This is a genomic window from Micromonospora sp. BQ11 (assembly GCF_052068135.1).
Taxonomy (GTDB): domain Bacteria; phylum Actinomycetota; class Actinomycetes; order Mycobacteriales; family Micromonosporaceae; genus Micromonospora.
Map to the genome: position 1 here is coordinate 64,963 of NZ_JBQHDB010000012.1, position 24,607 is coordinate 89,569.

Consider the following 24,607-nt stretch of genomic DNA (forward strand, 5'->3'; position numbering starts at 1 on the left):
CTCATCGGGCACCCGGCCGGCCGAGCCGGTCGCGCAGGCCCCGGGCCCGGGGCGGGTTCTGCCGGGCGATCCGCCCCAACGCCAGGTCGCGGATGGCCGCGCTCACCGGATGGTTCGGCTTCTCCACCACGATCGGCACTCCTCGGTTGATGGACACCGGCACGTCGCGGCTGGACGGGATCTGTGCGGTGATCGGCGTCTTGAGCACCCGCTCGACGTCGGCGGGGGTCAGGCCCACCCGGGCGTCGCCCCGGTTGAGCACCACCAGCCGGTTCTCGCCGCGCAGGCCCAGCAGGTCCAGCGTGTCCATGGCGACCCGCAGGTTCTTCAACACCGGCACGTCCGGTGTCGCCACCAGCACGTGGACGTCGGACACGTCGAACGCGGCCAGCACCGGCTCGGTGAAGGCGGCCGGGGTGTCCACCACCACGTAGTCGACAAGCGTCCGGGCCGCCGCCAGCACCTTCGCCACGAGGTCCCGGCCGATCCGTTCGGCGTCGCTCGGTCCGACCGGCGCCAGCAGCACGTCGACCCCCGGCGCGTACGGCGTCAGCAACGCCCGGACCAGCGTCGCGTCGACCCGGTCGACGGCCGCCACCGCGTCGGCGATGCCCCGTTCCGGGGTGAGTTGCAGCATGATGCCGACGTCGCCGAAGGCCAGGTCCAGGTCGACCAGGCAGACCCGGCGCCGACCCCCCTCGGCCAGCGACACGGCCAGGTTGGTGGCGAGCGTGGACTTGCCCACCCCGCCCTTGGCGGAGAAGACGGTCACCACCCGGGCGGCCGGGCCCGGTTGCCCCCCGCCCGCCGGCGCCGCGCCGAGCAGGTGCCGGGACACCTCCAGCGAGCGCCCGCAGGCAGCGCGTACGGCGACGATGTCCCGGGCGTCGACCACGTCCCGTACGCCGGCACGCAGCGCCTGGCCCATCGTCTCCACGTCCAGGAACTCGCGAAGCAGCAGCACACCCACGGCGGGCCGGGAGACCCGTTGCCGGGCGGCGAATTCGAGCGCGAGCGCGGCGTCGGTCCCCGGGCCGAAGAGCACCAACGGCTCGGCGTGCCGGTCCGCGAGCAGCCGCTCCACGTCCTCCAGCCGGCTCGTGGTGAGCAGCCCCGGGCCGAGCTGCGGAGCGAGGTGGCCGCTCCACCGCCGGTCGGGCTCGAACAGGATCGTCATGGCGGTTGCCTACCCGAACAGGGATCGGTTGTCCACGCCGGTGTCCGGCTTGACGGCGGAGGACTCACCGAGCAGGCCGATGTTCAGCTCACCGCCGAGGGCGACGGCGTGGGCCAGCCGCTCCGCGTCCTTCTGGTTCAGGCCGAACGTCACGGACAACTCGTCGTCGGAGCGGGCCGCGCCCGGCACCGGTCCGCCGGCCGCGTCGCCGTCGCGCGCCTCGGCCCGGCCCACCGAGATCACCTCGACGTCGGTCAGGAGCAGGCGGGTGACGCTGTTGACCTTGCGTCCCTTCTCCAGGCCCGCGCCGGAGACGACGTCGCGGTTGCCCTCGTCCAGCGGCGTGTAGGTGTAGAAGATGGCCACCCGCGCGCCGGCCTGGACGGTGGCCGGCCCGAAAACGTTCGACCGGACCCGGGCGGTGATGGCCATCTGTCCGTCCGGGATCACCAGCCCGGAGCCGTTGCGCACCGCGGTGCCGAACATCGCCCGCAGAAGAAGCTGTCCGCGCTGCACCGGGGCCGTGACGACCAGAGCGTCCAGGTCGGCGCCCACCTGACCCAGCGCGTCCTCGGGCAGGGTCTCGGCGGGCATCCGCACCTCCCGCACGTACCCCTTGTCGCGCAGCGCGCGCCCGGAGGTGCCGGCGGGGATCTGCTTGTCGGCGACCAGCACGGTCCGGGCCTGCTTCCCCTCGATCGCCCGGTCGTCGGCCGAGCGGAGGTACAGCAGGACGGCACCGGTACCGAGGGCCGCCAGGACGACGGAGATCAGCACCGGGATGATGCGGCGGCTCATGAGTGTGACGTCCCCTACCAGTGTCGTGAGTGTCGTGGTCAGCCGATCAGGGCCACGACGCGGGCACCCAGGTCGGGGCCGCCGATCGTGCCGCCGCCGGGAAGGAGCTGTTCGGTGAGGTGGCCGCACACGTACGCGTCGACGCCGTCGCCGCAGCTCGCGTCACCGGCGGTGTGGCCGGGCAGCGTGAAGCCGGTGACGACGAACGCCGCGAAGCCCCGCACCGTGTACGGGTCCCCCGCGCCCTCGACCACCGGGACCAGCACGGGCCGGTCGAGGAGGTCGTCGAGCACGTCGCCGCACCCGTGGTCGGAGTCGTCGACCGGGGCCACGACGCGTGTCTCCTGCGCCACCGCCAGCACCGCGCGGCAGTCGCCGCCGGCATCCAGCCAGCGGAGACCGCCGCCGCCGGTGCAGTCGCCGGTCGTGTCCGGGAGCACCGCGACGGCCTGCGGGGTGGCCGGGAAGGCGGTGCCGTTCCTGGTGCGCTGCTGCCAGTCGCAGAACGGCAGCGCGAGGGCCACGACGTCCGCCCGGCCCGGCCCGCCCCAGGTGGCACGGGCGCAGGCCCGTACCTCGGCACCTTCGTACCCGCCGAGGACGGCGTGCGCGAAGACCGGCGGCAGCAGGGTCTCGTCACCGTCCCGACGGGTGCCCGTTCGCACCTCGACGTACGGGCCGGTCGCCGGTGGTCCACCGACGCAGTCCGTCAACTCGCCGGTCCACTCGGCGCACCCGTCCAGGCCGCCGCCGCGCCCGCACACCTCGGCGGTCGCCTGGCCGTCGTTGGCGTTCCCGTTCGCGTACCGGCCGGCGAGCTGCGGAGGCGTCTCGCCGTCTCCGCTGGTGCACGTCGCCGGGTCGAGGGCGCAGACGCGGGCGGCGGCCACGGCGGCGGCGTCCGCGCCGTTCTGCAATTGCCCGCGCTCCGCGTAGACGAGGCCGACGTCGACCACCAGGGCCGCCATGCCGAGCAGCACCCCCGAGCCGAGCAGCACGCCGACGGTCGCGGACACCGCGCCCCGATCGGCGTCGGCGCGGGAGGTGCGGGCCCGGAGGCGCCGCCAGAGGCTCACTGGCACGGCATGAACCCGCGGCCGGTCAGCTCGGTCTCCCCGTCGAAACCGCCGCCGAGCAGCCCCACGGGGGTGACGAAGGTGAAGGTCCGGGTCAGCGTCACGGTCGCGTCTCCGTCCACGCAGCCGGACGCCTCGATGTCCACACCCTCGCCTGCGATGCGGACGACCCGCTCGTCCGGGTTGGCGCCCAACGAGACGGTGCGGGCGGCGTCCCGCGCCGCCTCGGTGAGGGTGATCTGCGTGTTCAGCATCCGTCCGAAGTCGATGATCGCGAAGACGAGGAGCAGCAACAGCGGCAGTACCAGTGCCATCTCGACGGCCGCCGCTCCCCGGTCGGCGCTGGCGGCAGTCATACGTGGGCGCCGGTCGGACCGTTGGTCCGACCGGTCACCCACGAGCGGAACGAGCATCAGCCGCAGTTCGCCCCAGCACCCGCAATTGACCTGCAGGCGCCCCTCAGCTGGTTGGCGACAGCGTTGCCGATCGTCAGGTATGCGACCACCAGGCCGCCGATGATGGCGGCGAGGATGAGGGCGTACTCGACAGCGCTGGCGCCCCGGTCGCGGGACGCCTGCCATGCCATGATCCGGTGGATGAACTCGAGCATCAGACAACTCCAGGGGTGAGCCGCAGCTCTGGCCGCGACGGTCGTTGACGTGAGGCAAGTACCGGCAGGAGTTTTCCCGGCGGGGAGGAAGACTGTCAATCCTGTGGATGGGACCGCATCGAGCCGACCGGTAACGCTCCCACACCGGTCCGTCCACATGCCTCGACCGTTCGGCGGGACGAATCTCCCCCGGTCGATCTATCTCGGGGCGGTCAGGACCACTGCGAGGAGTGCCGCGGCGAGCATGGCCGGACCGTACGGGACCAAGGTACGACGGCCCGCCCGCCGCACGATCAACAGGCCGATGACCAGTGGGAGATTCACCAGTGGGGCGAGCAGCCCGCCGGCCACGACGGCGGGCCACCCGAGCCAGCCGAGGTAGAGCCCGAGCACGGTGCCGAGCTTGACGTCGCCGAAGCCGAGTTGCGAGCGCGGCAGCAGGGCGACGGTCAGATAGACGACACCGCAGACGACAGTAGCGACTCCGGGACGTATCAGTAACGTGACGGAGCGCTCGACCGCGGCGGCGGTGAGCAGCAGGGCGACGCCGCCGGCGAGGGCGGTGCCCACCAGTGGGTCCGGCAACCGCAGCACCCGCAGGTCGACCAGGGCGAGCGGGACGGCGAGCCCGGCGAGCAGCAGGAACGCCGGCAGCACCGGGTCCGGGCCGATCGCGTACGCCACCAGTCCGCAGGCGGCGGCCGACAGTGGCACCGTCAGCAGGCGACCCGGCCAGGGGCGGTCACCGCAGCCGGTGCAGCGTCCCGGGGCCCGCCACCAGGGCGGACGCGCCGTGTCGCAGCGCGGGCAGGCGGTCCGCCAGGGCGGTTGCGGCGTGCCGTCCGGCCACTCGACGGCGTACCGGTCGACAAGCCCGGGGACCAGCAGCCCCCAGGCGGCGCCGGCGAGGGTGGCGACGGCCACGAGGGGGAGCAGCACGCGCCGGATCGTAGCCGCCGGCCGCCCGCTCGGCGGGCCGCGCGAAGAAGGTGGGCGGTCCGGGGAATAGAGGCGTCCAACCGTACGCTGTACGGTAGACCGTACGAGAGCTGGAGGCCGCCGTGACCGTACCTTTCGACCCCACCGCCGAGTTCGACAGCCAGGTCGACACCCTGGTGAGACTGGGCTACCCGGCCGTCGCCGGCCGTTCCGAGGACGACTTCCGCGACCTGGTGGCCCCGCTGCGCGCGGCGGCCGTCGCCGGGGCGGCCGACCTTCCCGCACCGACCGAGGGACGCGTTCCGTTCCTGCTGGTGGTCACGCGTGAGCTGGTGTCCGTCGAGGAACGGGTGGCCCTGACGACCCTCGCCGGCAAGCGGAAGACCGGGATCGTCGACCGGCACTACGCCGAGGGCGACCTCGCGCGGTTCGACCCGATCAAGGAACTGGAGGTACCGGCCGGCCCGGCGTACCTGCTCTTCGACGTCGACCGGGGCGCGGACCTGTGCAACCTGGCGCCGTCGGCGGCGATGGAGATCATCACCGGTCGGGACCGGCTGCCGATCAGCATCGACGAGGGCCTCGCCCTGGTCACCCTGTATCCGGCCGCCCTCGCCACCAACCGGTGCTTCTCGCTGGTCGGCTCCCGCTGTGGGGACAAGCGGGTGCCGGCGCTGTGGATCAGCCAGGGTGCTCCCAAGCTGGGCTGGTGCTGGTGGGGCAACCCGCACACCTGGCTCGGCTCCGCCTCCGCCCGCCCGGAGCGAATCGGCCTGGAGTGAGTTATCCACAGGGCTGAGCCGTTCTCCACAGGTTGTTCACAACGCGCCCCACCGATCTCCACGCCCGGTCCCTACAGTCAGGCCGCATGAGGGAACGCCGCGTACTGGTCGTCGAGGACGAGCGGACCATCGCCGAGTCGGTGGCCGCCCGGCTGCGCGCCGAGGGATTCGCCGTCGAGGTGGCCGGCGACGGTCCGAGCGCCGTGGAACGGTTCCGTAGCGGGCAGCCGGACCTGGTCGTGCTGGACGTGATGCTGCCCGGCTTCGACGGGCTGGAGGTCTGCCGACGGATCCAGGCCGAGCGGCCGGTGCCGGTGCTCATGCTGACCGCTCGGGACGACGAGACCGACCTGCTCGTCGGCCTGGCGGTCGGCGCCGACGACTACCTGACCAAGCCGTTCTCCATGCGGGAGTTGGCGGCTCGGGTGCACGTCCTGCTCCGCCGGGTCGAGCGGGCCGCCGTGGCCGCCCCGGCCACGCTGCGGCTCGGCGACATCGAGATCAACCAGGCGGAACGCCGGGTCCGGCAGGGCGGCGCGGACGTGCACCTGACCCCCACCGAGTTCGATCTGCTGGTGCACCTCGCCGGCCGGCCGCGCACGGTGCTGCCCCGGGAACGCCTGCTCGCCGACGTGTGGGGCTGGGCCGAGGGGTCCGGCACCCGTACGGTCGACAGTCACGTCAAGGCGCTGCGCCGCAAGCTCGGCGCGGACCTGATCCGCACGGTGCACGGCGTCGGGTACGCGCTGGAGGTGCCGGCGTGACCACCACGACCCTGTTCACCCACGTCGACCGGGTCCTGGAGCTGCTGCCCCGGCCGCTGGACCCGGTCCGGTCCATCAAGGTGAAGCTGGGCGTCCTGCTGGTCGCCTCGGGCAGCGCCGGCCTGGCGTACTTCTGGCACGCCATCGGGTGGCTCCCCCCGCGGACCGCCGGGACGGCGATCGTCCTGGCGCTGCTGACCTCGCAGGTCCTGGCGCACGGGATGACGTCGCCGCTGCGCGAGATGACCGCGGCGGCCGGGGCGATGGCGCGGGGCGACTACACCCGCCGGGTCCGTGCCACCTCCCGGGACGAGGTCGGCGAACTGGCCCAGGCGTTCAACAAGATGGCCGCCGACCTGCACGCCGCCGACCTGCGCCGACGGGAACTGATCGCGAACGTCTCGCACGAGTTGCGGACGCCCATCACCGCACTGCAGGGCGTGCTGGAGAACATGGTCGACGGGGTGGCGGATCCGGAGCCGGCGACGCTGCGCGCGGCACTCGCCCAGACCGAACGGCTCGGTCACCTGGTCGCCGACCTCCTCGACCTGTCCCGCCTGGACGCCGGGGTGGTACCGCTGCGCCGCGTCCGCATCGACGTGCCGGACTTCCTCGACGAGGTCGTGGAGCAGGCCACGGTGACGGCGGCGGGGGCCGGGCTGGACGTCCGGTTCCAGCTCGACGACCTGCCCGCCGACCTCGACGTGCACGCCGACCCCGGGCGGCTGCACCAGGTCTTCGCGAACCTCCTCGACAACGCCGCCCGGCACAGCCCGGCCGGCGGCACCGTCCGCGTCTCCGCCGAGCAGCACGCCGGCCAACTCCGCTTCGAGGTCACCGACGAGGGCGAGGGCATCCCCCCGGCCGAGCGGTCCCGGGTCTTCGAGCGGTTCACCCGGGGTGAGCGGGCGACCGGCGGCGGTACCGGTCTCGGCCTGGCCATCGCCCGCTGGGTCGTCGAACTGCACGGCGGCCGTATCGAGGTGCTCGACCCGTCCACCCCCGCCCCTGGCTGCCGCATCCGGGTGTCGCTGCCCCGGACCGCTCCGATCGGAGACGTGAACGCATGACCGCCCCCAACCCGGCTGAGCAGCCGGACCCGTCCGGTCCCGAGACACCGACCGCGACACCGGCCACCCCAGGCGCATCCGCCGCCGCGGGCCCGAGCGCCGCCGCACGGACCGCCGTCGAGGTCGGCCCGGCCGCGCCCGTCGCCGTCGTCGCGCCGCCACCACCCCCGCCCGCGTACGCCGGCACGGGCGGCCCGGGTCGACCGGTGCCGCCGCCGGTGCGACCGCAATCCTGGCCGCCCGCAGCTCCGCCGCCCCCGCTGTTCGGCGGGCGCTGGCCGGGCCCGGTCGACGCACCCCGGCCACTCTTCCTCGGCGCGCTCGCCGCCGGAGCGGTCGTCGCCGCGTCCGCGGTCCCCCCGGCCGATCCGGGTCTCGGGTGGACGATCGCCGCCCTGGCCTGCACGGGCGCTCTCACCACGGTGGCCGCCGTCCGGTCGGCTCCCGGATCGACCGTCCGTCCCGGTGCCACGGGGGCACCGGGGCGGACGGCACGGCCGGCCTGGGCTCTCGCCACGATCGCGCTGGTCTCCGTCGGTACGGTCCGGTCCGCCGGCTGGTTGTTCGTCCTCTGCCTGCTGGCCGCCGCGGCTACGGCGACGCTCGCGGTCACCGGCGGACGTACGCCACTGGGCATGCTGACGGCGACGGTCCTCCCACCGGTGGCGGCGTTCCGGGCCCTGCCCTGGGCGGCGCGGGGGCTCGCCGACCGGCGGGCCGGCGCGGGGGGCGGAGGCGGTGTGGGCCGGACCCTGGCCAGCGTCGCCGTCTCGCTCGGCCTGCTTGTCCTCTTCGGGTTGCTGTTCTCCTCGGCCGACGCGGTCTTCGCCGGCCTGGTCGCCAACCTGCTGCCGGAGATCTCCCCGCCCGGTGTGGTGGCCTGGGCCTTCCGGCTCCTGGTCGTCGGGGCGGGCCTGCTCGGCGGTGCGTACCTGCTGGCACGGCCACCCGACCTCGACGGGTTGCGAGCGGCGCCGGCCCGGCCGGTCCGGCGATTGGAGTGGGTGCTGCCGCTGGCGCTTCTCGACGCGCTCTTCGCCGCGTTCGTGCTGGTGCAGATCACCGTGCTGTTCGGGGGCTCCCGCCACGTGCTGGGCACCGCCGGGCCCACCTACGCCCAGTACGCCCGCAGCGGGTTCTGGCAGCTGCTGGCGGTGTCCGCGCTCACCCTGCTGGTGATCGGCGGCGCGGTCCGCTGGGCACCGCGCGACCGCACCGCCGACCGGGTCCTCATCCGGGTCCTGCTGGGGGCGCTCACGCTGCTCAGCCTCGTGATCGTGGCATCGGCGCTCTACCGGATGGACGTCTACGCCGACGCGTACGGCGCGACGCGGCTGCGCCTGGTGGTGGCGACGGTGGAGATCTGGCTCGGTCTGCTCTTCGTGCTGGTCGGGGTGGCGGTGCTCCGGCTCCGGGCGGGGTGGCTTCCCCGGCTGGTGCTGGGCACGGCGGTGCTCGCCCTGCTGGGCCTCGCGGTGGTGAACCCGGACCACCTGATCGCCGAGCGCAACGTCGACCGGTTCCGGGAGACCGGCCGGGTGGACGTCGACTACGTGGCCGGGCTCTCCGCCGACGCCGTACCCGCCCTGGACCGGCTGCCCGAGCCGCTGCGCTCCTGCGCCCTGCGGGAGATCGTGTGGGAACTGCCCGACGACGGCGTCCGGACCTGGAACCTGGGGCGGGCACGGGCGCGGGCACTGCTCGCCGCCGAGCCACCGCGGGAGGACGTGGTCACCTGCCCGTACCCGCTCTGGTGACGACGGGCCACCCTTGACAATCGCGCTGGCCGGGCGAGACTGCCGTGGTGGCCGCCGCCGACGATCCCGTCCGCGCGCCCCGGACGGCAGACCGCCCGGGAGCGCGGGAGCAGCACGGAACGGAAGCACGGGACCAGCGCGGGACGCCGGACCAGCGGCGACCGGACGAGACGACCACGAGGACCCGGGTCGTCCTGGCGGAGGTGTCCCGACGGCAGGACCGGGCGGAACGCACCCGCGCCGAACTGGCGGAGCAGACCCGGATCGGCGAGACGCTGGTCCGGGGTCTGGTCCGCGCCCAACTGGCCCTCGCGCTACGGCTGTCGCTGGTGGTGCTGATCGGTCTCGGCGGGCTGCCCTGGCTGTTCGCCATCGCGCCCTCGGTCGGCCGGGTCACCGTGCTCGGGGTGAACCTGCCGTGGCTGCTGCTCGGGGTGGCGTCCTTCCCGTTCCTCGTCCTTGTCGGATGGGCGTACGTGCGGTGGGCCGAGCGCAACGAGCAGGACTTCACCGACCTGGTGCAGCGGCCGGAGCGCTGAGATGGACAACGAGTACGTCGTCCCGGCCATCGTGGCGGTCACCCTGGTCACCGTCGGCATCGGCTTCTACGGCCTGCGGCTGGCGCGCACCACGTCCGACTTCCTGGTCGCCTCCCGATCGGTCAGCCCGACGTGGAACGCCGCCGCGATCGGCGGGGAGTACCTGTCGGCGGCGAGCTTCCTCGGCGTCGCCGGCCTGATCCTCAAGTACGGCGTCGACGTCCTCTGGTACCCGGTCGGTTTCGCCGCCGGCTACCTGGCGCTGCTGCTGTTCGTGGCCGCGCCGCTGCGCCGCTCCGGCGCGTTCACCCTGCCCGACTTCTGCGAGCTACGGCTCGGCTCGCGGCGGCTGCGCATCCTGGCCACCGTCTTCGTGATCTTCATCGGCTGGCTGTACCTGGTGCCGCAACTCCAGGGCGCGGGACTGACGCTGGCCACGGTGACCGGGTCCGCGTACCCGGTGGGTGCTCTGGTGGTGGCCGCCGTGGTGACCGCGAACGTGGCGCTCGGCGGCATGCGGGCGATCACCTTCGTCCAGGCGTTCCAGTACTGGCTGAAGCTGACCGCGCTCGCCGTACCGGCGATCTTCCTGGCGCTGCAGTGGCAGGCCGACGCCCGCCCGGCGGTGACCCCGCCCGACGGGCCGACGTTCCGGACCGCGACCACCGTCGTGGTCTCCGACCGCGCGACGCTCACCCTGCCCGACGGCCGGGTCCAGGAGGTACGCCCCGGCGACGAGTTGTCCTTCGCCGCCGGGGAGCCGGTGCCGGAGGTCTCCGGCGTGGCGACCGACGCGGCCGACTGGCTGCTGCCCAGCACGGTGGGGGACGACGACCGGGGACTGTTCGCCACGTACTCCCTGATCCTGGCGACGTTCCTCGGCACCATGGGCCTTCCCCACGTGCTCGTGCGCTTCTACACGAACCCGGACGGCGCCGCCGCCCGCCGGACCACGCTGGTGGTGCTCGCCCTGGTCGGCGCCTTCTACCTGCTGCCCACCATCTACGGGGTGCTCGGCCGGATCTACACCCCGCAGTTGCTCGTCACGGGTCAGACGGACGCGGTGGTGGTGCTCCTGCCGGGCGCGGCCCTCGGTGACGGCACCACCGGTCGGCTGCTCGCCGCACTCGTTGCGGCCGGTGCGTTCGCCGCCTTCATGTCCACCTCGTCCGGGCTGCTCACCAGCGTCGCCGGGGTGATCTCCACGGACGTGCTCGGGCGTGGCTCGGTGCGGGGCTTCCGGCTGGCCACGGTGATCGCCGGTGCGGTGCCGGCGGTCCTCGCGCTGAACGTCTCGGGTCTGGACGTCTCGCAGGTCGTGGGCCTGGCCTTCGCGGTCGCCGCGTCCAGCTTCTGCCCGCTGCTGGTGCTCGGGATCTGGTGGCGCGGCCTGACCGACCTCGGCGCCGCCGCCGGGGTGCTGGTCGGCGGCGGCGCCGCGGGCGGGGCCGTGCTGGTGACGGTGCTGGGGCCGCCGCTGTCCGGCTGGCCGGCCACGCTGACCACGCAGCCGGCCGCCTGGACGGTGCCCCTGGCGTTCACCGTGATGGTGGCGGTGTCGATGGTGACCCGCCGTCGCGTCCCGTCCGACGTCGGCCCCACGATGCTCCGCCTGCACGCCCCCGAAGCCCTCCGCCTGCAAGGAAGGGCACCTTCTTAACGCCTGCGGTAGAGCAGGGGCCCCTTGTTAACACCTGTCAGCAGGCGTCGGTGCCGGCGCAGAGGCGCGCGACGGCCCGCGGCGCGAGCGGCTTCGCTCCATCCAGGGTCGTGCTCCGACCCAGCCAGATCTCCGCGACCAGGTCGCCCCGTCGGAGGACGAGCGAGGTGCTGAAGACGCCCTCGGTCTCCAAGGCGACCAGCAGCGAGTCCTTGCCGACGAAGTCCCGTTCCCAGAGTGAGAACTCCGGCCGGCATTCAGTCACCAACCGAACGAATCGAGTCATCTCGGCCTTCGCGTCGGCCTCGGTGTACCGGCGTACCCGTTCGATGACCGTCCTGTCACCGTCGGCCCGGAACACCACGCCCCGTTCGAAAGATCGGCCAGGTGGTGCAGGACGATGGCCTGCCGCTGCTCGGCCGGTAGCTGGCGCAGTGCCGCCACCAGGGCCACGGTGTTCTCCGACGGGGGGCCGGAGTCCGGGCCGGTCCCGTGCCGGCGGTACGCGACGAGCCCGTTGCGGATCTTGCGCCAGCGGTTGACCAGGAGGCGGTGGCCGACCGTACGGACCCATGCCTCCGGGTCGCCGTACGTGCTGATGGTCGACCAGCGCTGCCACGCTCGCGCGTACGCCTCCTGCGCGGCGTCCTGGGCCTCCTCCAGGTCACCGCCGAGCGCGTAGAGCACCATCACGGTGCGGTGTCTGCTGGTCCGGTAGAAATCCCCGAACCCGTCGTCTGTGTCCATGCCCCTCCCCCGATCAGATCCTGTCCTTGTCACCCCCGACCGGCGTGACGGGTTGCATCCACAGCGGACCTGTCGGGGGCTGAACGAAGCGTGAGGCGCTGGCTACACTCCCGGACGTGACGCACCCCTCCGAACTGAACAGATCGATCAGTGACATGCTCGCCGCACTCGGGCGTTCCACCGTGGACGCCCCCGGAGCGGCTCCCGAGCCTCCGGCCGACGTGCGCGGTGTGGGCGAGGCGGCGGACGGCATGGTCCGGGTCGTGGCGGTGCCCGGTGGCGAGGTCGAGAGTCTCTGGATCGACCCGCGCCTGATGCGTACGCCGTCGGAGACCCTGGCCGAGGAGATCCGGCTGGCCACCAACGCGGCGCTCGCCGACCTGCGTACGGCACTGGCCGGGGCGGTCACGCCACCGGACACGGCGGCGGTGCTCGCCCAGCTCCAAGAGGTGCAGCGCACCGCCGTACCGCAGTTGCAGGGCTTCATCGACGCGCTGTCCGACGTGCAGGAACGGCTCGCCAGCGGTCGGCGGCCCTGACATGGTGCGGGCCATCGACCCGGACGGGTTGCGTGCCGCCGGCACCGGCCTGCAGGACGTCTCCGACCAGTTCCTCACCGAACTGCGGACGTTCCTGGCCGACCTGTCCGCCTTCGGTGCCCCCTGGGGTGATGACGAGATCGGCGGGCTGATCGGCGCGGCGTGCGAGGAGGTCACCGCGTACGCGGCGGAGTGCTTCGAGTCGGTGATGGAGGAACTGGGCGTGGTCGGTGTCGACCTGAACCGGATGGCGCACCTCCACGAGGTGAACGAGCAGGCGATCACCGAGGGTTTCACCGCGCTCGGCCAGGGGTTGGGGTGACCTGACGTGGGCCTGCAACTGCCGGGAGAACTGGTCACCGTACTCGGCATGATCGGGTACGACTGGCCGCGATCGGACGAGACGGCACTGTTCGAGATGGGGCAACGCTGGCTGGAGTTCAGCGGGACCATGCAGGCGTTGACCGCGCAGGCCCAGCAGGTGGCGGCGCAGGTCACCGCCGGCAACGCCGGCGCGGACATCGACGCGTTCCAGGGCTACTGGACGGAGCACGACGGGCCCATCCCGGTGCTGGAGGACGGTGCTCTGGCGGCCGTCCTGGCCGGCACCGGTCTGATGATCACCGGGGCGATCGTGCTGGCGCTGAAGATCCAGGTGATCGTGCAGCTGGCGATCCTGGCGATCCAGATCGCCCAGGCGGTGGCGACGGCGGCCGTGAGCTTCGGAGCCACCCTCGCCGAGATCCCCATCTTCCAGATGATCACCCGTGAGATCGTCGGTCTGCTGATCGACCAGGTGGTCACCATGCTGCTCGATGGGTAGGCGGGCCCGCAGCGGTGTCATCCGGACCGCGATGTCCTACCTGCGACAGCAGAAGATGCGGGCCCGGACGGGGCAGCGGCGCGACGCGATGACCCCGGAACGACTCCGGCACACCATGGTCGGCGAACGGGACGGCCGCGCGTCCGGTTGGCACCACCGGCCCGGCGGCATCGACCCTCCGGGCGCGAAGTTGCACGAAATCGTGGCTCGCGACCGGAGAACCGGGATCTACCACGGACGGGTTTCGATGCAGAACCGTCGCACCGGCGAATGGCGGGCGAAGCCCGGTGGTAGCACCTTCTTCCCGGACGACTGGACGCCGGAACAGGTTGATCGTGCCGTAAGCCGTGCATTCGACGCCCCTGACGTGGTCAAGGACGCGGACGAAGGACGCTGGGTCGGCACCTTCCGCGGCATTCGCCTGCGCGGCTTTTACGACCCGGAGAATGGCAAACTGTTACACGGATACCCCGTAATGACGTGACGATGGAGGCGACGCTGAGCGACATCGAGTTCTTCCGGGACAGTCAGGGCTACGTCGAATTTCGCGCTGAGCCCCGCCTCAAGCGTCTCGGCATGTGGCTCATCGACGATGTGCAGGGCGTGCACGACACATGCCTGGATCTACTCGCTGACCTGGAGGACATCGCCAACGGCCGCAAGGAGACGGGGAGCTGGGAGGGAAACGCCTGGACCGCCGAACTCAGCGCCGAAGGCGTTGACCTTCAGAACCTCTGGCGGGACGTGCTCAGGGCGCACTATCCGCTCAGCGAGACCCGCCGCGTCGTCGAGCGGTACTGGCGACTACTCGCCCAGAGCGCCGATCGTGGTCCTACGGTCAGCCGTTGGGAGGAGCGCAACGGCCGCCGACATCCCCACCCGGGTGTGTCGGCATGACCATCCAGTTCTACTGGACCGAGCGGGACCGAGCAGAGTATCGGACTGACGAGGACAGCCTCAGCCATCTCGGCATGTGGCTGGTCGGTGATATTCAGGCCGACCACCACTGCTGTCTCGACCTGCTGGCGGACCTGGATGACATCGCCAACGGCCGCAAGGAGACCGAGAGCTGGGAGGGCAACGCCTGGGCCGCCGAACTCAGCGCACAAGGTGTCGATCTCCAAAACCTCTACGTGGACGACCTGAAGGCCCACTACACGCTCCGCGAGACGCAGAGGGTCGTGGAGCAGTACTGGCGGCTGCTCACCGACGATCCGGACCGGGATCGGGCGTTCGCCGAGTGGGAGAAGGACAACGGCCGGCCACACCCGGTCGTCGGGCGGTAGATCCACTCGATGTCATTGACGTCGGGCTGAAAACCTCATTCGGACAGCCCGATGTCGAAGAAGTCGAGTGGATCATGGCCTCGGTCGGACCTCGGTACGCCGCCAGGATGACGGCGGATCATTCCCTGGCCGGAATCGAAGGGTGGCCTTCGCCGGATACGGTCGGACGCATGACTGGTGAGCACCCCGCCCTGGCGCTACGGGGTCTGGCGAAGCGTTTCGACAGCAAGGTGGCCGTGGCCGGCGTCGACCTCGACGTGCCGGCCGGGTCCTTCTACGGGCTGCTGGGCCCGAACGGGGCCGGCAAGACCACCACCCTGTCGATGGCGGTGGGGCTGCTCCGGCCGGACGCCGGCTCGGCGACGGTGCTCGGTCACGACGTGTGGGCGGACCCGGTACGGGCGAAGCAGCTGCTCGGCGTGATGCCGGACGGCGTACGCCTCTTCGACCGGCTGAGCGGCGCGGAGCTGCTGGCGTACCACGGTCTGCTGCGCGGCATGGACCCGGCGGTGGTCGACCGGCGGGCGGCGGAGCTGCTCGACGTGCTCGCGCTCGGAGACGCCGGCCGGACGTTGGTGGTCGACTACTCGGCGGGCATGAAGAAGAAGATCGGCCTGGCGTGCGCGCTGCTGCACGGCCCCCGGCTGCTCGTGCTGGACGAGCCGTTCGAGGCGGTCGATCCGGTGTCCGGCGCGCTGATCCGCGACATCCTCCAGCGGTACGTGACGGGCGGCGGGACGGTGGTCTTCTCCAGTCACGTGATGGAGGTGGTGGAGCGGCTCTGCACGCACGTGGCGATCCTCGCCGCCGGCACCATCACGCGGGTGGGCACTCTCGCCGAGGTACGCGGGGACCGCTCGCTGGAGCAGGTCTTCGTCGAGGTGGTCGGCGGCCGTACGGCGACCGGCGAGGAGCTGGCGTGGCTGTGACGGTGAACGCGCCGGCCGCAGCGGTCCGCCCGGTCTCGGCCCGGCACTTCGTGCGGCTGAAGCTGCGGGTGCTGGGCAACAACTTCCGCGGCCAGGGATGGCGGATCGCGATGTTCGTGATCGGCTCGCTGGTCGGGTTGCAGTTCGCCGCCGCCGGGTTCCTCCTCTTCGCCATGCCGGGGCTGACCGACGGCGAGGTGTCCGCGCTGCTGGTCGCCGCCTTCGGTGGCGGGTTGACGGTGCTGGGCTGGCTGCTGCTGCCGCTGGTCTTCTTCGGCGTGGACGAGACGCTCGATCCCGCCCGGTTCGCGCTGCTGCCACTGTCCCGCAGGACCCTTGTGACGGGCCTGTTCGCGGCGGCGCTGGTGAGCGTGCCCGCGGTGGCGGTGCTGCTGGCGCTCTCCGGCCTGGTGGTCACCGCCGGGGCGCTCGGCGGCTGGTCCGCCGCCGTGGTGCAGGCGATCGGGGTGGCCGCCGGGCTGTTGCTCTGCGTGGCCGCCGCGCGCGCGGTGACCAGCGCGTTCGCCAGCATGCTGCGGTCCCGCCGGGTCCGTGACCTGGCGGCCGTCATGCTGGCCGTCGTCGCCGCCCTGATCGGGCCGTTGCAGCTGGTGGGCGTCGCGGCGATCCAGGACACCGACTGGGACCGGTTGACGCCCCTCGCCGAGGTGGTCGGGTGGACGCCCTTCGGCGCACCGTGGACCGCCGGCATCGACCTGGCCGAGGGCCGGGTCTGGGCCGTCCCGGTCAAGCTGCTGATCACCGCGGCGACGATCGTCGCACTGCTCGCCTGGTGGTCCCGGTCGCTGGAGTCGGCGATGGTGGGCGCGGTCAGCGCCGGCCCGGCCCCGGCTCCGCGGGCGACGGCCGGCGGGCCGGTGGCCCAGCTCTTCCCCCGCGCGACGGGCTGGCTGCGGCGGGACCGCTTCGGCGCGCTGGTCGCCCGGGAGACCCGCTACTGGTGGCGGGACGCGCGGCGACGGGCCAACCTCATCACGCTCGCGGTGGTCGGGCTCTTCGTCCCCGCGATGGTCAACTTCGGCGGCTCCGGCTTCAGCATCGACGAGCAGGGCATCACCACCACCGGCGGATCGTCGCCCGTGCTGGTCAGCCTGTCGATGATCTTCGTCGGTGTGCTCGCGGCCGTCACCCTGGCCAACCAGTTCGGCTTCGACGGCAGCGCGTACGCGGCGAACGTGGTCGCGGGCGTACCCGGCCAGACCGAGCTGCGCGCCCGGATGGCCGCGTTCTCGCTCTACGTGCTGCCGCTGGTGGTGGCGATCTCGCTGGCGCTCGCCCTGGTCCTCGGCCAGCCGGGCTGGATCGGGTTGACCGCCGGCAGTCTGCTCGCCACGTACGGCGCGGGGCTGGCGGTGAACACCTTCCTGTCGGTGCTCGGCGCCTACTCCCTGCCGGAGACCAGCAACCCGTTCGCCATGAACACCGGCGCCGGGGTGGCCCGCAGCTTCCTCACCCTGCTGTCGATGCTCGCCTCGGCCGTCGCGGCGGTGCCGATGGTGGTGGCCGCCGCGCTGCTCGGTGACCTGTGGCTATGGCTGGCCCTGCCGGTGGGCACGGCGTACGGGCTGGGTGCGGCGCTGCTCGGCGCGTACCTCGCCGGCGACGTCCTCGACCGTCGGCAGCCGGAACTGCTCGCCACCGTCACCCCGCGCCGCTGATGCCGGTCGTCGAGGCGGCGGTCACCGTTCCGGTTCCTCCGGACGTCGCGTTCGCCGTGTCCCAGACGACCGCGCCGGTCCGCTACCGGTGGGATCCGTTCGTCCGGGAACAGCACTTCACCGGTGGAGCGACCCGTCCCGGCAAGGGCGTCCGCACGTTCACCCGATCCCGGCACGGCCTGACCATGATCAGCGAGTACGTCTCGTACGCGCCCCCGACCACCGTCGGCATGAAGATGGTGCGCGGGCCGTGGTTCTTCGAGATGTTCGCCGGCGGGTGGCGGTTCGCGCCCGCCGGCGAACCGGGCCACACCGTGGCCACCTGGCGGTACAACTTCCGCTGCCGGCCGGCGTTCCTGCGTCCGGTCGCCGACCGGGTCGGGACGTTGCTGCTGCGCCGGGACATCCGGCGACGCATCGCCGGCTACGCCGCCGGCTGCGTCGACCCCGAGGTCCTCGCCGCCGCCCGCCGCACTCTCGACTGATCAGACCGGCGTACGCGGACCTGGCACGCCCTCGCGCCGGCACAGGAACGCGTGCAGGCCGCCGCCGAGCTGGCTGACGGTGAGCAGGTCCCAGCCGTGCTCGGCGAGCAGGTCGGCGGCGGCCAGCAGCTGGGCCAGGTTCTCACCGTGGAAGCCGGCGTTGGCGACCACGGCGAGGTGCCGGTGCGGGTACGCGGCCAGGTCGCACTCCTCGGCGAGGACCGCGGCGGCGGTGACGACGCGGACCTTCGCGACGTGCTCGGGACTCACGCGGGACATGTCCGCACGGTAGAGGGTGGGACAGGGTCCCGTCAGCCCTTGGTCAGCGCTTCGCGGACGCGACGAAGGCACGCCAGGCGTCGGGGCGGAACGCGAGCGTGGGGCCGGGCCGGTCTTTGCTGTCGCGCACCAGGACCACCCCGGGCACGTTGTCGGCCACCTCGACGCAGTTGCCGCCGGAATCGGTCGAGCGCGATGAGGTGCGCCAGCGGGGCTCAGCGATGATCATGGCGTCACCTTCAGCTTCCGAATCAGGTCCAGTGAGGCTCCTGTGGACAGCGCTTCGCCGAGGAGGCTATCCCACTTGCGGTCGAGCAAGCCGATCATCTCCGGGTCGTCCATCACGTGTCCTCGGGCGGCATTCTCCAGGTAGAGGGCCCGCTCGCCGGGCAGTTCCGCGAGGACGAAGCCGCCGCCGAGTCCGACGTGCTCGCCCACTGCGAGCGGGATGACGTGCAGCCGGACCATGGGTAGCTCTGCGATGTCCAACAGGCGCCCGAGTTGGGCATCGAGGATCGGAGCGCCCCCCACGGGTCGGCGCAGTGCGGTTTCGTCGATCAGAAAGACGAGGTGCGGAGGCTCGTCGCGCTGGAAGAGCCGCTGCCGGTCCATCCGCACGGCGACGAGTTCCTCCGCCGCTGCCGGTGTGTGCAGACCACCCGCCGAGATGACGGCACGCGCGTAATCCTCGGTTTGCAGGAGGCCGGGCACCAGGCACGCCTCGAAGGCGCGCAGACGGACAGCCTGCTGTTCGTAGCCCCGCCAGGGGACGAACCACGAGGGCCCGCGCTCCCGATCCGCCACTCTGAGCAGTTCCGCGAGCAGGCCACCGGTCTGGAGGGCCTGGTCGGCGGCGACGGCGAACTCCATGGTCGGCCGGCGGCGGCCGGTCTCGATGGCGGCCACGGTGGACGGGCTCCACTTGATGAGCGCAGCCAGCCCCTCCTGGGACACCTCGGCTCCGGCCCGGGCCGCCTTCAACGCCCTGATCCACATGTCGACGTTCATCCCGTACCTCTCCGGTAAGTACGCGACCGCACAGCGTAGTAAGCGCTCGCATCCTCCCCTGTCCGACGCGCCGGGTCCAGGGTGGAGGACACGCGGCCCGGTTGGTGGAGGCGACGTCCCGGCGGCCGGTCCTGCGCGGGTGACCCCGGCCGCCTCTCCGGCCGGGGCACCCACCCGAAGGAGGCACGATGACCCCGGACCGTCGGAAGATCTTGGTGGAGAACGGCCCCTGGAGGGGCCGAAATCCTCCAAGATCTCCTGGCAACCGACACGGCGTGCCGGACCGGGGCCGGGAGCACAGTGCGATGCGGCCGGCGTGGCGCTGCCGAGGGTGCGGGGCATCTTGGCCGTGTCAGCCGGCGCGGTTGGCGCTGCTGGTCGAGTACCGGCACGACCGGCTCGGTCTCCTGGTGCACCTCGGCACGTTGCTGGCCGAGGCGAGCGCCGACCTCACCCAGCTCACCGACCACGAGCCGTCGGCCGACCTGCACCGGCGCTTCCTGGGTTGGGCGCGCACGAGGGCGGCACAATGTTTCACGTGAATCCAGAGCCGGGCGCCGAGATCCACCACACCGACCCGTTCGCCGTACCCGCCGACCAACGTTCCCCCGTACGCCGGCTTCGTGGGCGACTGGCGTCGCCGGTGACGCTCTGGACGGCGCCCGGGCCGGCGGGCCTGACGGTGTCCTCGACGCTGGTCGCGGAGGGTGAGCCGGACCGTCTGCTCGGCCTGATCGACGCGGAGTCGGACCTGTGGGCGGCGGTCGAGGAGGCGGGCCGGTTCGCGGTGGCGCCGCTCGGCCCGACGCACCGCCAGCTCGCCGACCGGTTCGCCGGACTCTTCCCGTCCCCCGGCGGGCTCTTCGCGAACGACACGTGGACCGAGACCCCCTACGGCCCGGTGCCGAGCAACGGCGGCGGGTGGGCGGGGTGCCGGCTCGACAACGCCCGGGAGTACGGCTGGGCGTTGCTGGTCGAGGCCACCATCGAGGCCGTCGAACTGGTCGAGGAGACGGATCCTCTGCTGCACTACCGGGGGCGGTACCGCGAGCTGACGTGAGCCGCCGCCGACCGTACCGCTCACCGGAGTGACCCAGGTCACTCGGCGCAGCCATGCTGCCGTTCGGCGCAGCCGTCGACCGACGCCGATCTCGGCCTTCCCCAGCGGGGAGCGCGCTTTCTACCGTGCGCGAAACTCCCCGATGCCTGTGAAGGTGGTGATCCACAGATGTCCACGGACACACCCCCGGCCACACCCGCCGCGTCAGCGGCGGAGCGATACGTCGCCGTGCAACGGTCCGACGAGTTCGCCGGGTTGCGGCGCGCGCTACGCGGCTTCGTCTTCCCGATGACCATCGCGTTCTTCCTGTGGTACGCGCTCTACGTGATCCTGTCCGCCTACGCGCGGGACTTCATGGGCACGAAGCTGGTCGGCAACATCAACGTCGCCCTGGTCTTCGGTCTGCTCCAGTTCGTCTCCACGTTCGTCATCGCCTGGCTCTACTCGCGGTACGCCGACCGCAAGATCGACCCGGTCGCTGACCGGATCCGCGCGGAGATGGGGGAGGTGAGCCATGAGCATGGTCCTCGCGGCTGAGGCGGGCGATACCACCGCCCGGAACCTCACCATCACGCTGTTCCTGGTCTTCGTGGCGGTGACCCTGGCCATCACCATCTGGGCCAGCCGGCAGACCAAGACCGCCACCGACTTCTACGCGGGTGGCCGGTCCTTCTCCGGCTTCCAGAACGGCATGGCGATCGGCGGCGACTACATGTCTGCGGCCTCGTTCCTCGGCATCGCCGGCATCATCGCGCTGTACGGCTACGACGGCTTCCTCTACTCGATCGGCTTCCTGGTCGCCTGGCTGGTGGCGCTGCTGCTGGTCGCGGAACTGCTGCGGAACTCCGGCCGCTACACGATGGCCGACGTGCTGGCCTTCCGGATGCGGCAGCGCCCGGTGCGTACGGCGGCGGCGGTCTCCACGATCACCGTGTCGATCTTCTACCTGCTGGCCCAGATGGTCGGTGCCGGTGCGCTGGTCGCGCTGCTGCTGGGCATCAAGCCGGGCACGACCTTCCTCGGCATGGACGCGGACGCCGCGAAGATCGCCACCATCATCATGGTCGGCGCCCTGATGATCATCTACGTCACCGTGGGCGGGATGAAGGGCACCACCTACGTGCAGATCGTCAAGGCGTTCCTGCTCATGGGCGGCGCGACCATCATGACGGTGCTGGTGCTGGCGAAGTACAACTTCAACCTGTCGTCGTTGCTCGGCGACGCCGCCGCCTCCTCCGGCAAGGGCAGCGCCTTCCTGGAACCCGGGTTGCGGTACGGCGTCGAGGTGGCCGGTGACGCGACGAAGACCTTCTACAACAAGGTGGACCTGCTGTCGCTCGGCATCGCGCTGGTGCTCGGGACCGCCGGCCTGCCGCACATCCTGATCCGCTTCTACACGGTGCCGACGGCGAAGGCCGCCCGCAAGAGCGTGCTGTGGGCGATCGGCATCATCGGCACCTTCTACCTGCTCACCCTGGCGCTGGGCTTCGGCGCGGCGGCGCTGGTCGGCGGTGAGGCGATCACCGCCCAGGACAAGGCCGGCAACACCGCCGCGCCACAGCTGGCCGAACGGCTCGGCATCGACTTCCTCGGCGGCGACCTGGGCGGGGCCACCCTGCTCGCCATCATCGCCGCGGTCGCGTTCGCCACCATCCTGGCGGTGGTGGCCGGCCTGACGCTGGCGTCGTCGTCCAGCCTGGCGCACGACTTCTACGCCAACGTGCTGCGCAAGGGCCAGGCGTCGGAGCGGCAGGAGGTACGGGTGGCCCGGATCTCCGCGCTGGCGATCGGCGCCGTCTCGATCGCCCTGTCGATCTTCGCGCAGAACCTGAACGTGGCCTTCCTGGTGGCGCTGGCCTTCGCGGTCGCCGCGTCGGGCAACCTGCCGGCGATCCTCTACAGCCTGTTCTGGAAGCGGTTCAACACCTCCGGCGCGGTGTGGGCGATCTACGGCGGCCTGCTCGCCGCGGTGTTCCTGGTGTTCTTCTCGCCAGTGGTGTCCGGGGCACCCACCTCGATGTTCCCCGACCAGGACTGGCAGTGGTTCCCGCTGTCGAACCCGGGCATCCTGTCCATCCCGTTCGGCTTCCTCTGCGGTTGGATCGGGACGGTCGTCTCCAAGGAGCGCGACGACGTCAAGTACGCGGAGCTGGAGGTCCGGTCGCTGACCGGCGCCGGCGCGCACTGATCCGCACGCCTTGTTAAGAGGGGCCCCCTGTACAACGCCAGGCGTTAACAGGGGGCCCCTCCTTGCACTTGTAGGCTGGCGCCCATGAAGGTTGCTGAACGATTCGGACCTGGCCACCGCATTCTCGTCACCGGCGGCGCCGGCTTCGTCCCGTCGCACCTCGTGGACGTGCTGATCGCCCGCGGCTGCACCGTGGTCGTGCTGGACAACTTCGTCACGGGGTCGAAGGAGAACGTCGCCCACCTGCTGGACAAGCCGACCTTCACCCTGGTCGAGGCGGACATCTCCGAGGGCCTGCCCACCCACCACCCGGCGATCGCCGAGCGGTTCGACGCCATCCTCCACATGGCGTCGCCGGCCAGCCCGACGGACTTCGAGAAGCTGCCGGTGGAGATCCTCCGCGTCGGCTCGGTGGGCACGCTGCACCTGCTGGAGCGCGCCACCGCCGACGGCGCCCGGTTCCTGATGGCCTCCACCTCCGAGGCGTACGGGGACCCGAAGGAGCACCCGCAGCGCGAGACGTACTGGGGCAACGTCAACCCGATCGGCATCCGTGCCGTCTACGACGAGGCGAAGCGCTTCTCCGAGGCCGCCACCATGGCGTACCACCGCAGCCGAGGGCTGGACGCGGCCATCGTCCGGATCTTCAACACGTACGGTCCGCGGATGCGCCCGGACGACGGCCGGGCCATCCCGACCTTCATCTCGCAGGCCCTGCGCAACGAGCCGATCACGGTGCACGGCACCGGCAACCAGACCCGCTCGATCTGCTACGTGGCCGACCTGGTCCGCGGCATCCTGCTGCTGCTCGACTCGACCGAGACCGGGCCGATCAACTGCGGCACCGAGAACGAGATGACCATGCGGCAACTGGCCGAGACGATCGTGTCACTGTCCGGCAGCAGCTCCGAGGTGACCTATGTCACCCGCAGTGCCGACGACCCGGAGATGCGCCGCCCCGACCTGACGCTCGCCCGTGAGCTGCTCGGATACGAGCCGGAGGTTTCGCCCGAGGACGGCCTGCGGCGCACGATCGAGTACTTCCGCGAGCGGCTGGGGTAGCCGCCGCACGAATCCGGCCCCTCCACTCCGGCTTCGCTTCGGGGCGACACTGGCCCGACCTACGTACCCTGAGTTACATGTCAGCGACCACGCCCGCCGGTGTCCCGCTCCCGTACCTGCACCGCAGCGCCGGGCGCGCGTCGGTGCCCGGCTCCGGTCGGGACGCCGGGCGCGCCGGGCCGGCGGACACCCGCTGGTATCCGTCGTACGACGCGCCCCGGGGCGACGGCCCGGGCGGTCCTGGTGGGCCGTCCGGTCCCGACGGCCCGAGGGGTCCGGGTGGCCCCGGCGGTCCCGGCCGACGTGGCCCCCGCCCCCGCTGGGGCCGGATCGGCCTGGTGGCCGGCGTGGCGGTGCTGGTGCTGGCGCTGCTCGGTGGGATCGGCGCGTGGTTCTACGCCCGCGGCCTCAACGACGACCTGGCCCGCACCGACCCGTTCTCGGAGATCACCGGCGGCCGGCCGGCCAAGGCCGTCGACGGCGCACTGAACATCCTGATGGTCGGCACCGACTCCCGTGACCCGGACGCGCCGGTCAACGAGAAGAGCCAGTGGCGCGCCGACACGATCATCGTGATGCACATCCCGAGCAACCACCAGGAGGCCTACCTGGTGTCCATCCCCCGCGACCTTTACGTGCCGATTCCGGAGAGCGCGAGCGCGGAGTGCGGCTCGAGCCGGCGCGGCAAGGTCAACGCCGCCTTCGCCTTCGGCGGCCTGCCGCTGGCCGTACGCACCGTCGAGTGCTTCTCCGACGTCCGGATGGACCACGTGATGGCGATCGACTTCGCCGGGTTCAAGCAGGTCACCGATGCTCTCGGCGGTGTGGACCTCAAGGTGGAGCGCACCATCACCTCGATCCACAAGCCGTACCGGACGTTCACCAAGGGCGTCAACCACATGGACGGCGCCGAGGCACTGGACTGGATCCGGCAGCGGAAGCAGTTCCCCAACGGCGACTTCGACCGGATGCGGCACCAGCAGGAGTTCCTCCGCGCGCTGATGGACAAGGCGGCGAGCACCGGCACGCTGACCAACCCGAAGAAGCTGAACGCCTTCCTCAAGTCGGTGACCGCGGCGGTGACCGTGGACGAGGGTTTCTCGCTCGTCGACATGGCGCTCCAGTTCCGCAACCTGCGCGGCGAGAACCTGACCTTCGTGACCAGCCCGCACAACGGCAGCCAGACGATCGACGGCCAGTCGGTGGTGGTCTCCGACCGGGAGAAGGCGCTGGCGATGTACAAGTCGATGGCCTCCGACACGATGACCGACTGGGTGAAGGCCAACCAGAAGACGGACAGCGCCGGCGGCTGACGCCGAATCGGCACGCGCACCGACGTCGATACCGATC

General features: G+C 71.9%; 30 protein-coding genes and 1 pseudogene. 20 read left to right on the forward strand and 11 right to left on the reverse strand.

The window, feature by feature from the left end; translation table 11 throughout:
* Nucleotide 1: 1 nt before the first annotated feature.
* From ACTMSW_RS23475 to ACTMSW_RS23500, 6 genes are all read right to left on the reverse strand, one after another.
* Nucleotides 2–1,177, reverse strand: a complete 1,176-nt coding sequence (locus ACTMSW_RS23475; RefSeq protein WP_441182837.1) for an AAA family ATPase — start codon at nt 1,175–1,177, stop codon at nt 2–4.
* Nucleotides 1,178–1,186: 9 nt separating this feature from the next.
* The gene (gene cpaB, locus ACTMSW_RS23480; protein ID WP_441182838.1) at nt 1,187–1,975 is read right to left on the reverse strand and encodes a Flp pilus assembly protein CpaB; all 789 of its coding nucleotides are present in this window, start codon (nt 1,973–1,975) and stop codon (nt 1,187–1,189) included.
* A gap of 38 nt (nt 1,976–2,013) precedes the next feature.
* Entirely contained in the window at nt 2,014–3,057 is a 1,044-nt protein-coding gene (locus tag ACTMSW_RS23485; protein ID WP_441182839.1) for a pilus assembly protein TadG-related protein, read from the reverse strand.
* Nucleotides 3,048–3,407, reverse strand: a complete 360-nt coding sequence (locus ACTMSW_RS23490) for a TadE/TadG family type IV pilus assembly protein (protein WP_441182840.1) — start codon at nt 3,405–3,407, stop codon at nt 3,048–3,050. Before ACTMSW_RS23490 ends, ACTMSW_RS23485 begins: the two co-directional genes overlap by 10 nt.
* Nucleotides 3,408–3,463: 56 nt before the next feature.
* Entirely contained in the window at nt 3,464–3,661 is a 198-nt protein-coding gene (locus ACTMSW_RS23495) for a Flp family type IVb pilin (RefSeq protein WP_441182841.1), read from the reverse strand.
* Between the two features lie 198 nt (nt 3,662–3,859).
* Complete coding sequence (locus ACTMSW_RS23500; RefSeq protein WP_441182842.1) at nt 3,860–4,600, reverse strand: prepilin peptidase; 741 nt, start codon at nt 4,598–4,600, stop codon at nt 3,860–3,862.
* Nucleotides 4,601–4,722: 122 nt separating this feature from the next.
* Between ACTMSW_RS23500 and ACTMSW_RS23505 the strand changes: the two genes are divergently transcribed.
* From ACTMSW_RS23505 to ACTMSW_RS23530, 6 genes are all read left to right on the forward strand, one after another.
* Nucleotides 4,723–5,382 carry a DUF5701 family protein gene (locus ACTMSW_RS23505; RefSeq protein ID WP_441182843.1) on the forward strand — a complete coding sequence of 220 codons (660 nt, stop codon included), beginning with the start codon at nt 4,723–4,725 and terminating at the stop codon, nt 5,380–5,382.
* Nucleotides 5,383–5,468: 86 nt separating this feature from the next.
* Nucleotides 5,469–6,146 carry a response regulator transcription factor gene (locus ACTMSW_RS23510; protein WP_441182844.1) on the forward strand — a complete coding sequence of 226 codons (678 nt, stop codon included), beginning with the start codon at nt 5,469–5,471 and terminating at the stop codon, nt 6,144–6,146.
* Nucleotides 6,143–7,216 (forward strand): HAMP domain-containing sensor histidine kinase, encoded by a 1,074-nt coding sequence (locus ACTMSW_RS23515; RefSeq protein WP_441182845.1) that lies wholly within the window; start codon nt 6,143–6,145, stop codon nt 7,214–7,216. Before ACTMSW_RS23510 ends, ACTMSW_RS23515 begins: the two co-directional genes overlap by 4 nt.
* Entirely contained in the window at nt 7,213–8,973 is a 1,761-nt protein-coding gene (locus ACTMSW_RS23520) for a DUF4153 domain-containing protein (RefSeq protein ID WP_441182846.1), read from the forward strand. Before ACTMSW_RS23515 ends, ACTMSW_RS23520 begins: the two co-directional genes overlap by 4 nt.
* Before the next feature lie 194 nt (nt 8,974–9,167).
* Nucleotides 9,168–9,512 carry a DUF485 domain-containing protein gene (locus tag ACTMSW_RS23525; protein ID WP_441182956.1) on the forward strand — a complete coding sequence of 115 codons (345 nt, stop codon included), beginning with the start codon at nt 9,168–9,170 and terminating at the stop codon, nt 9,510–9,512.
* Nucleotide 9,513: 1 nt separating this feature from the next.
* Complete coding sequence (locus ACTMSW_RS23530; protein ID WP_441182847.1) at nt 9,514–11,172, forward strand: sodium/solute symporter; 1,659 nt, start codon at nt 9,514–9,516, stop codon at nt 11,170–11,172.
* Between the two features lie 37 nt (nt 11,173–11,209).
* Here the strand turns inward: ACTMSW_RS23530 and ACTMSW_RS23535 are convergent, their stop codons facing one another.
* Together ACTMSW_RS23535 and ACTMSW_RS23540 are read right to left on the reverse strand one after the other, a co-directional pair.
* The gene (locus ACTMSW_RS23535; RefSeq protein WP_441182848.1) at nt 11,210–11,458 is read right to left on the reverse strand and encodes a hypothetical protein; all 249 of its coding nucleotides are present in this window, start codon (nt 11,456–11,458) and stop codon (nt 11,210–11,212) included.
* Complete coding sequence (locus ACTMSW_RS23540) at nt 11,455–11,919, reverse strand: sigma factor (protein WP_441182849.1); 465 nt, start codon at nt 11,917–11,919, stop codon at nt 11,455–11,457. Before ACTMSW_RS23540 ends, ACTMSW_RS23535 begins: the two co-directional genes overlap by 4 nt.
* Before the next feature lie 116 nt (nt 11,920–12,035).
* On the opposite strand from ACTMSW_RS23540, the gene ACTMSW_RS23545 reads away from it, so the two are divergent.
* The 9 genes from ACTMSW_RS23545 to ACTMSW_RS23585 all read left to right on the forward strand — a co-directional run bounded on the left by ACTMSW_RS23545 (nt 12,036) and on the right by ACTMSW_RS23585 (nt 17,660).
* On the forward strand, nt 12,036–12,458 hold the full coding sequence (locus tag ACTMSW_RS23545; protein WP_441182850.1) for a YbaB/EbfC family nucleoid-associated protein: 423 nt from the start codon (nt 12,036–12,038) through the stop codon (nt 12,456–12,458).
* Between the two features lies 1 nt (nt 12,459).
* Nucleotides 12,460–12,780, forward strand: a complete 321-nt coding sequence (locus ACTMSW_RS23550) for a hypothetical protein (protein WP_441182851.1) — start codon at nt 12,460–12,462, stop codon at nt 12,778–12,780.
* Nucleotides 12,781–12,786: 6 nt separating this feature from the next.
* Nucleotides 12,787–13,281 (forward strand): hypothetical protein, encoded by a 495-nt coding sequence (locus ACTMSW_RS23555; RefSeq protein ID WP_441182852.1) that lies wholly within the window; start codon nt 12,787–12,789, stop codon nt 13,279–13,281.
* A gap of 31 nt (nt 13,282–13,312) precedes the next feature.
* On the forward strand, nt 13,313–13,765 hold the full coding sequence (locus ACTMSW_RS23560; protein ID WP_441182853.1) for an EndoU domain-containing protein: 453 nt from the start codon (nt 13,313–13,315) through the stop codon (nt 13,763–13,765).
* Nucleotides 13,762–14,178 (forward strand): hypothetical protein, encoded by a 417-nt coding sequence (locus ACTMSW_RS23565; protein WP_441182854.1) that lies wholly within the window; start codon nt 13,762–13,764, stop codon nt 14,176–14,178. The genes ACTMSW_RS23560 and ACTMSW_RS23565 overlap by 4 nt, the downstream gene beginning before the upstream one ends.
* A complete protein-coding gene (locus ACTMSW_RS23570; RefSeq protein ID WP_441182855.1) occupies nt 14,175–14,567 on the forward strand; it encodes a hypothetical protein in 393 nt (130 codons plus the stop codon). Before ACTMSW_RS23565 ends, ACTMSW_RS23570 begins: the two co-directional genes overlap by 4 nt.
* Nucleotides 14,568–14,737: 170 nt before the next feature.
* On the forward strand, nt 14,738–15,496 hold the full coding sequence (locus tag ACTMSW_RS23575; RefSeq protein WP_441182856.1) for an ABC transporter ATP-binding protein: 759 nt from the start codon (nt 14,738–14,740) through the stop codon (nt 15,494–15,496).
* Nucleotides 15,487–17,175, forward strand: a complete 1,689-nt coding sequence (locus tag ACTMSW_RS23580) for an ABC transporter permease (RefSeq protein WP_441182857.1) — start codon at nt 15,487–15,489, stop codon at nt 17,173–17,175. Before ACTMSW_RS23575 ends, ACTMSW_RS23580 begins: the two co-directional genes overlap by 10 nt.
* Nucleotides 17,175–17,660, forward strand: coding sequence for an SRPBCC family protein (locus tag ACTMSW_RS23585; RefSeq protein ID WP_441182858.1), 486 nt, complete (start codon nt 17,175–17,177; stop codon nt 17,658–17,660). Before ACTMSW_RS23580 ends, ACTMSW_RS23585 begins: the two co-directional genes overlap by 1 nt.
* Here ACTMSW_RS23585 and ACTMSW_RS23590 read toward each other — a convergent pair whose 3' ends face one another.
* Genes ACTMSW_RS23590 through ACTMSW_RS23600 form a run of 3 tightly spaced genes read right to left on the reverse strand, consistent with a single transcriptional unit; the run spans nt 17,661 to nt 18,947 of the window.
* A complete protein-coding gene (locus ACTMSW_RS23590; protein WP_441182859.1) occupies nt 17,661–17,939 on the reverse strand; it encodes a hypothetical protein in 279 nt (92 codons plus the stop codon).
* Between the two features lie 43 nt (nt 17,940–17,982).
* Nucleotides 17,983–18,168, reverse strand: coding sequence for a DUF397 domain-containing protein (locus ACTMSW_RS23595; RefSeq protein WP_441182860.1), 186 nt, complete (start codon nt 18,166–18,168; stop codon nt 17,983–17,985).
* Nucleotides 18,165–18,947, reverse strand: a complete 783-nt coding sequence (locus tag ACTMSW_RS23600; RefSeq protein ID WP_441182861.1) for a helix-turn-helix domain-containing protein — start codon at nt 18,945–18,947, stop codon at nt 18,165–18,167. The genes ACTMSW_RS23595 and ACTMSW_RS23600 overlap by 4 nt, the downstream gene beginning before the upstream one ends.
* A 305-nt stretch (nt 18,948–19,252) precedes the next feature.
* Between ACTMSW_RS23600 and ACTMSW_RS23605 the strand changes: the two are divergent.
* From ACTMSW_RS23605 to ACTMSW_RS23625, 5 genes and pseudogenes are all read left to right on the forward strand, one after another.
* Nucleotides 19,253–20,007, forward strand: a pseudogene (locus ACTMSW_RS23605) (flavin reductase family protein).
* A gap of 168 nt (nt 20,008–20,175) precedes the next feature.
* Nucleotides 20,176–20,544, forward strand: a complete 369-nt coding sequence (locus ACTMSW_RS23610; protein WP_441182862.1) for a DUF485 domain-containing protein — start codon at nt 20,176–20,178, stop codon at nt 20,542–20,544.
* Nucleotides 20,522–22,195 carry a solute symporter family protein gene (locus ACTMSW_RS23615; RefSeq protein ID WP_441182863.1) on the forward strand — a complete coding sequence of 558 codons (1,674 nt, stop codon included), beginning with the start codon at nt 20,522–20,524 and terminating at the stop codon, nt 22,193–22,195. The genes ACTMSW_RS23610 and ACTMSW_RS23615 overlap by 23 nt, the downstream gene beginning before the upstream one ends.
* Before the next feature lie 84 nt (nt 22,196–22,279).
* Nucleotides 22,280–23,257: an NAD-dependent epimerase/dehydratase family protein gene (locus tag ACTMSW_RS23620; RefSeq protein WP_441182864.1), complete on the forward strand. Its 978-nt coding sequence runs from the start codon at nt 22,280–22,282 to the stop codon at nt 23,255–23,257.
* 77 nt (nt 23,258–23,334) lie between these two features.
* Entirely contained in the window at nt 23,335–24,570 is a 1,236-nt protein-coding gene (locus ACTMSW_RS23625; RefSeq protein WP_441182865.1) for an LCP family protein, read from the forward strand.
* Nucleotides 24,571–24,607: the final 37 nt, after the last annotated feature.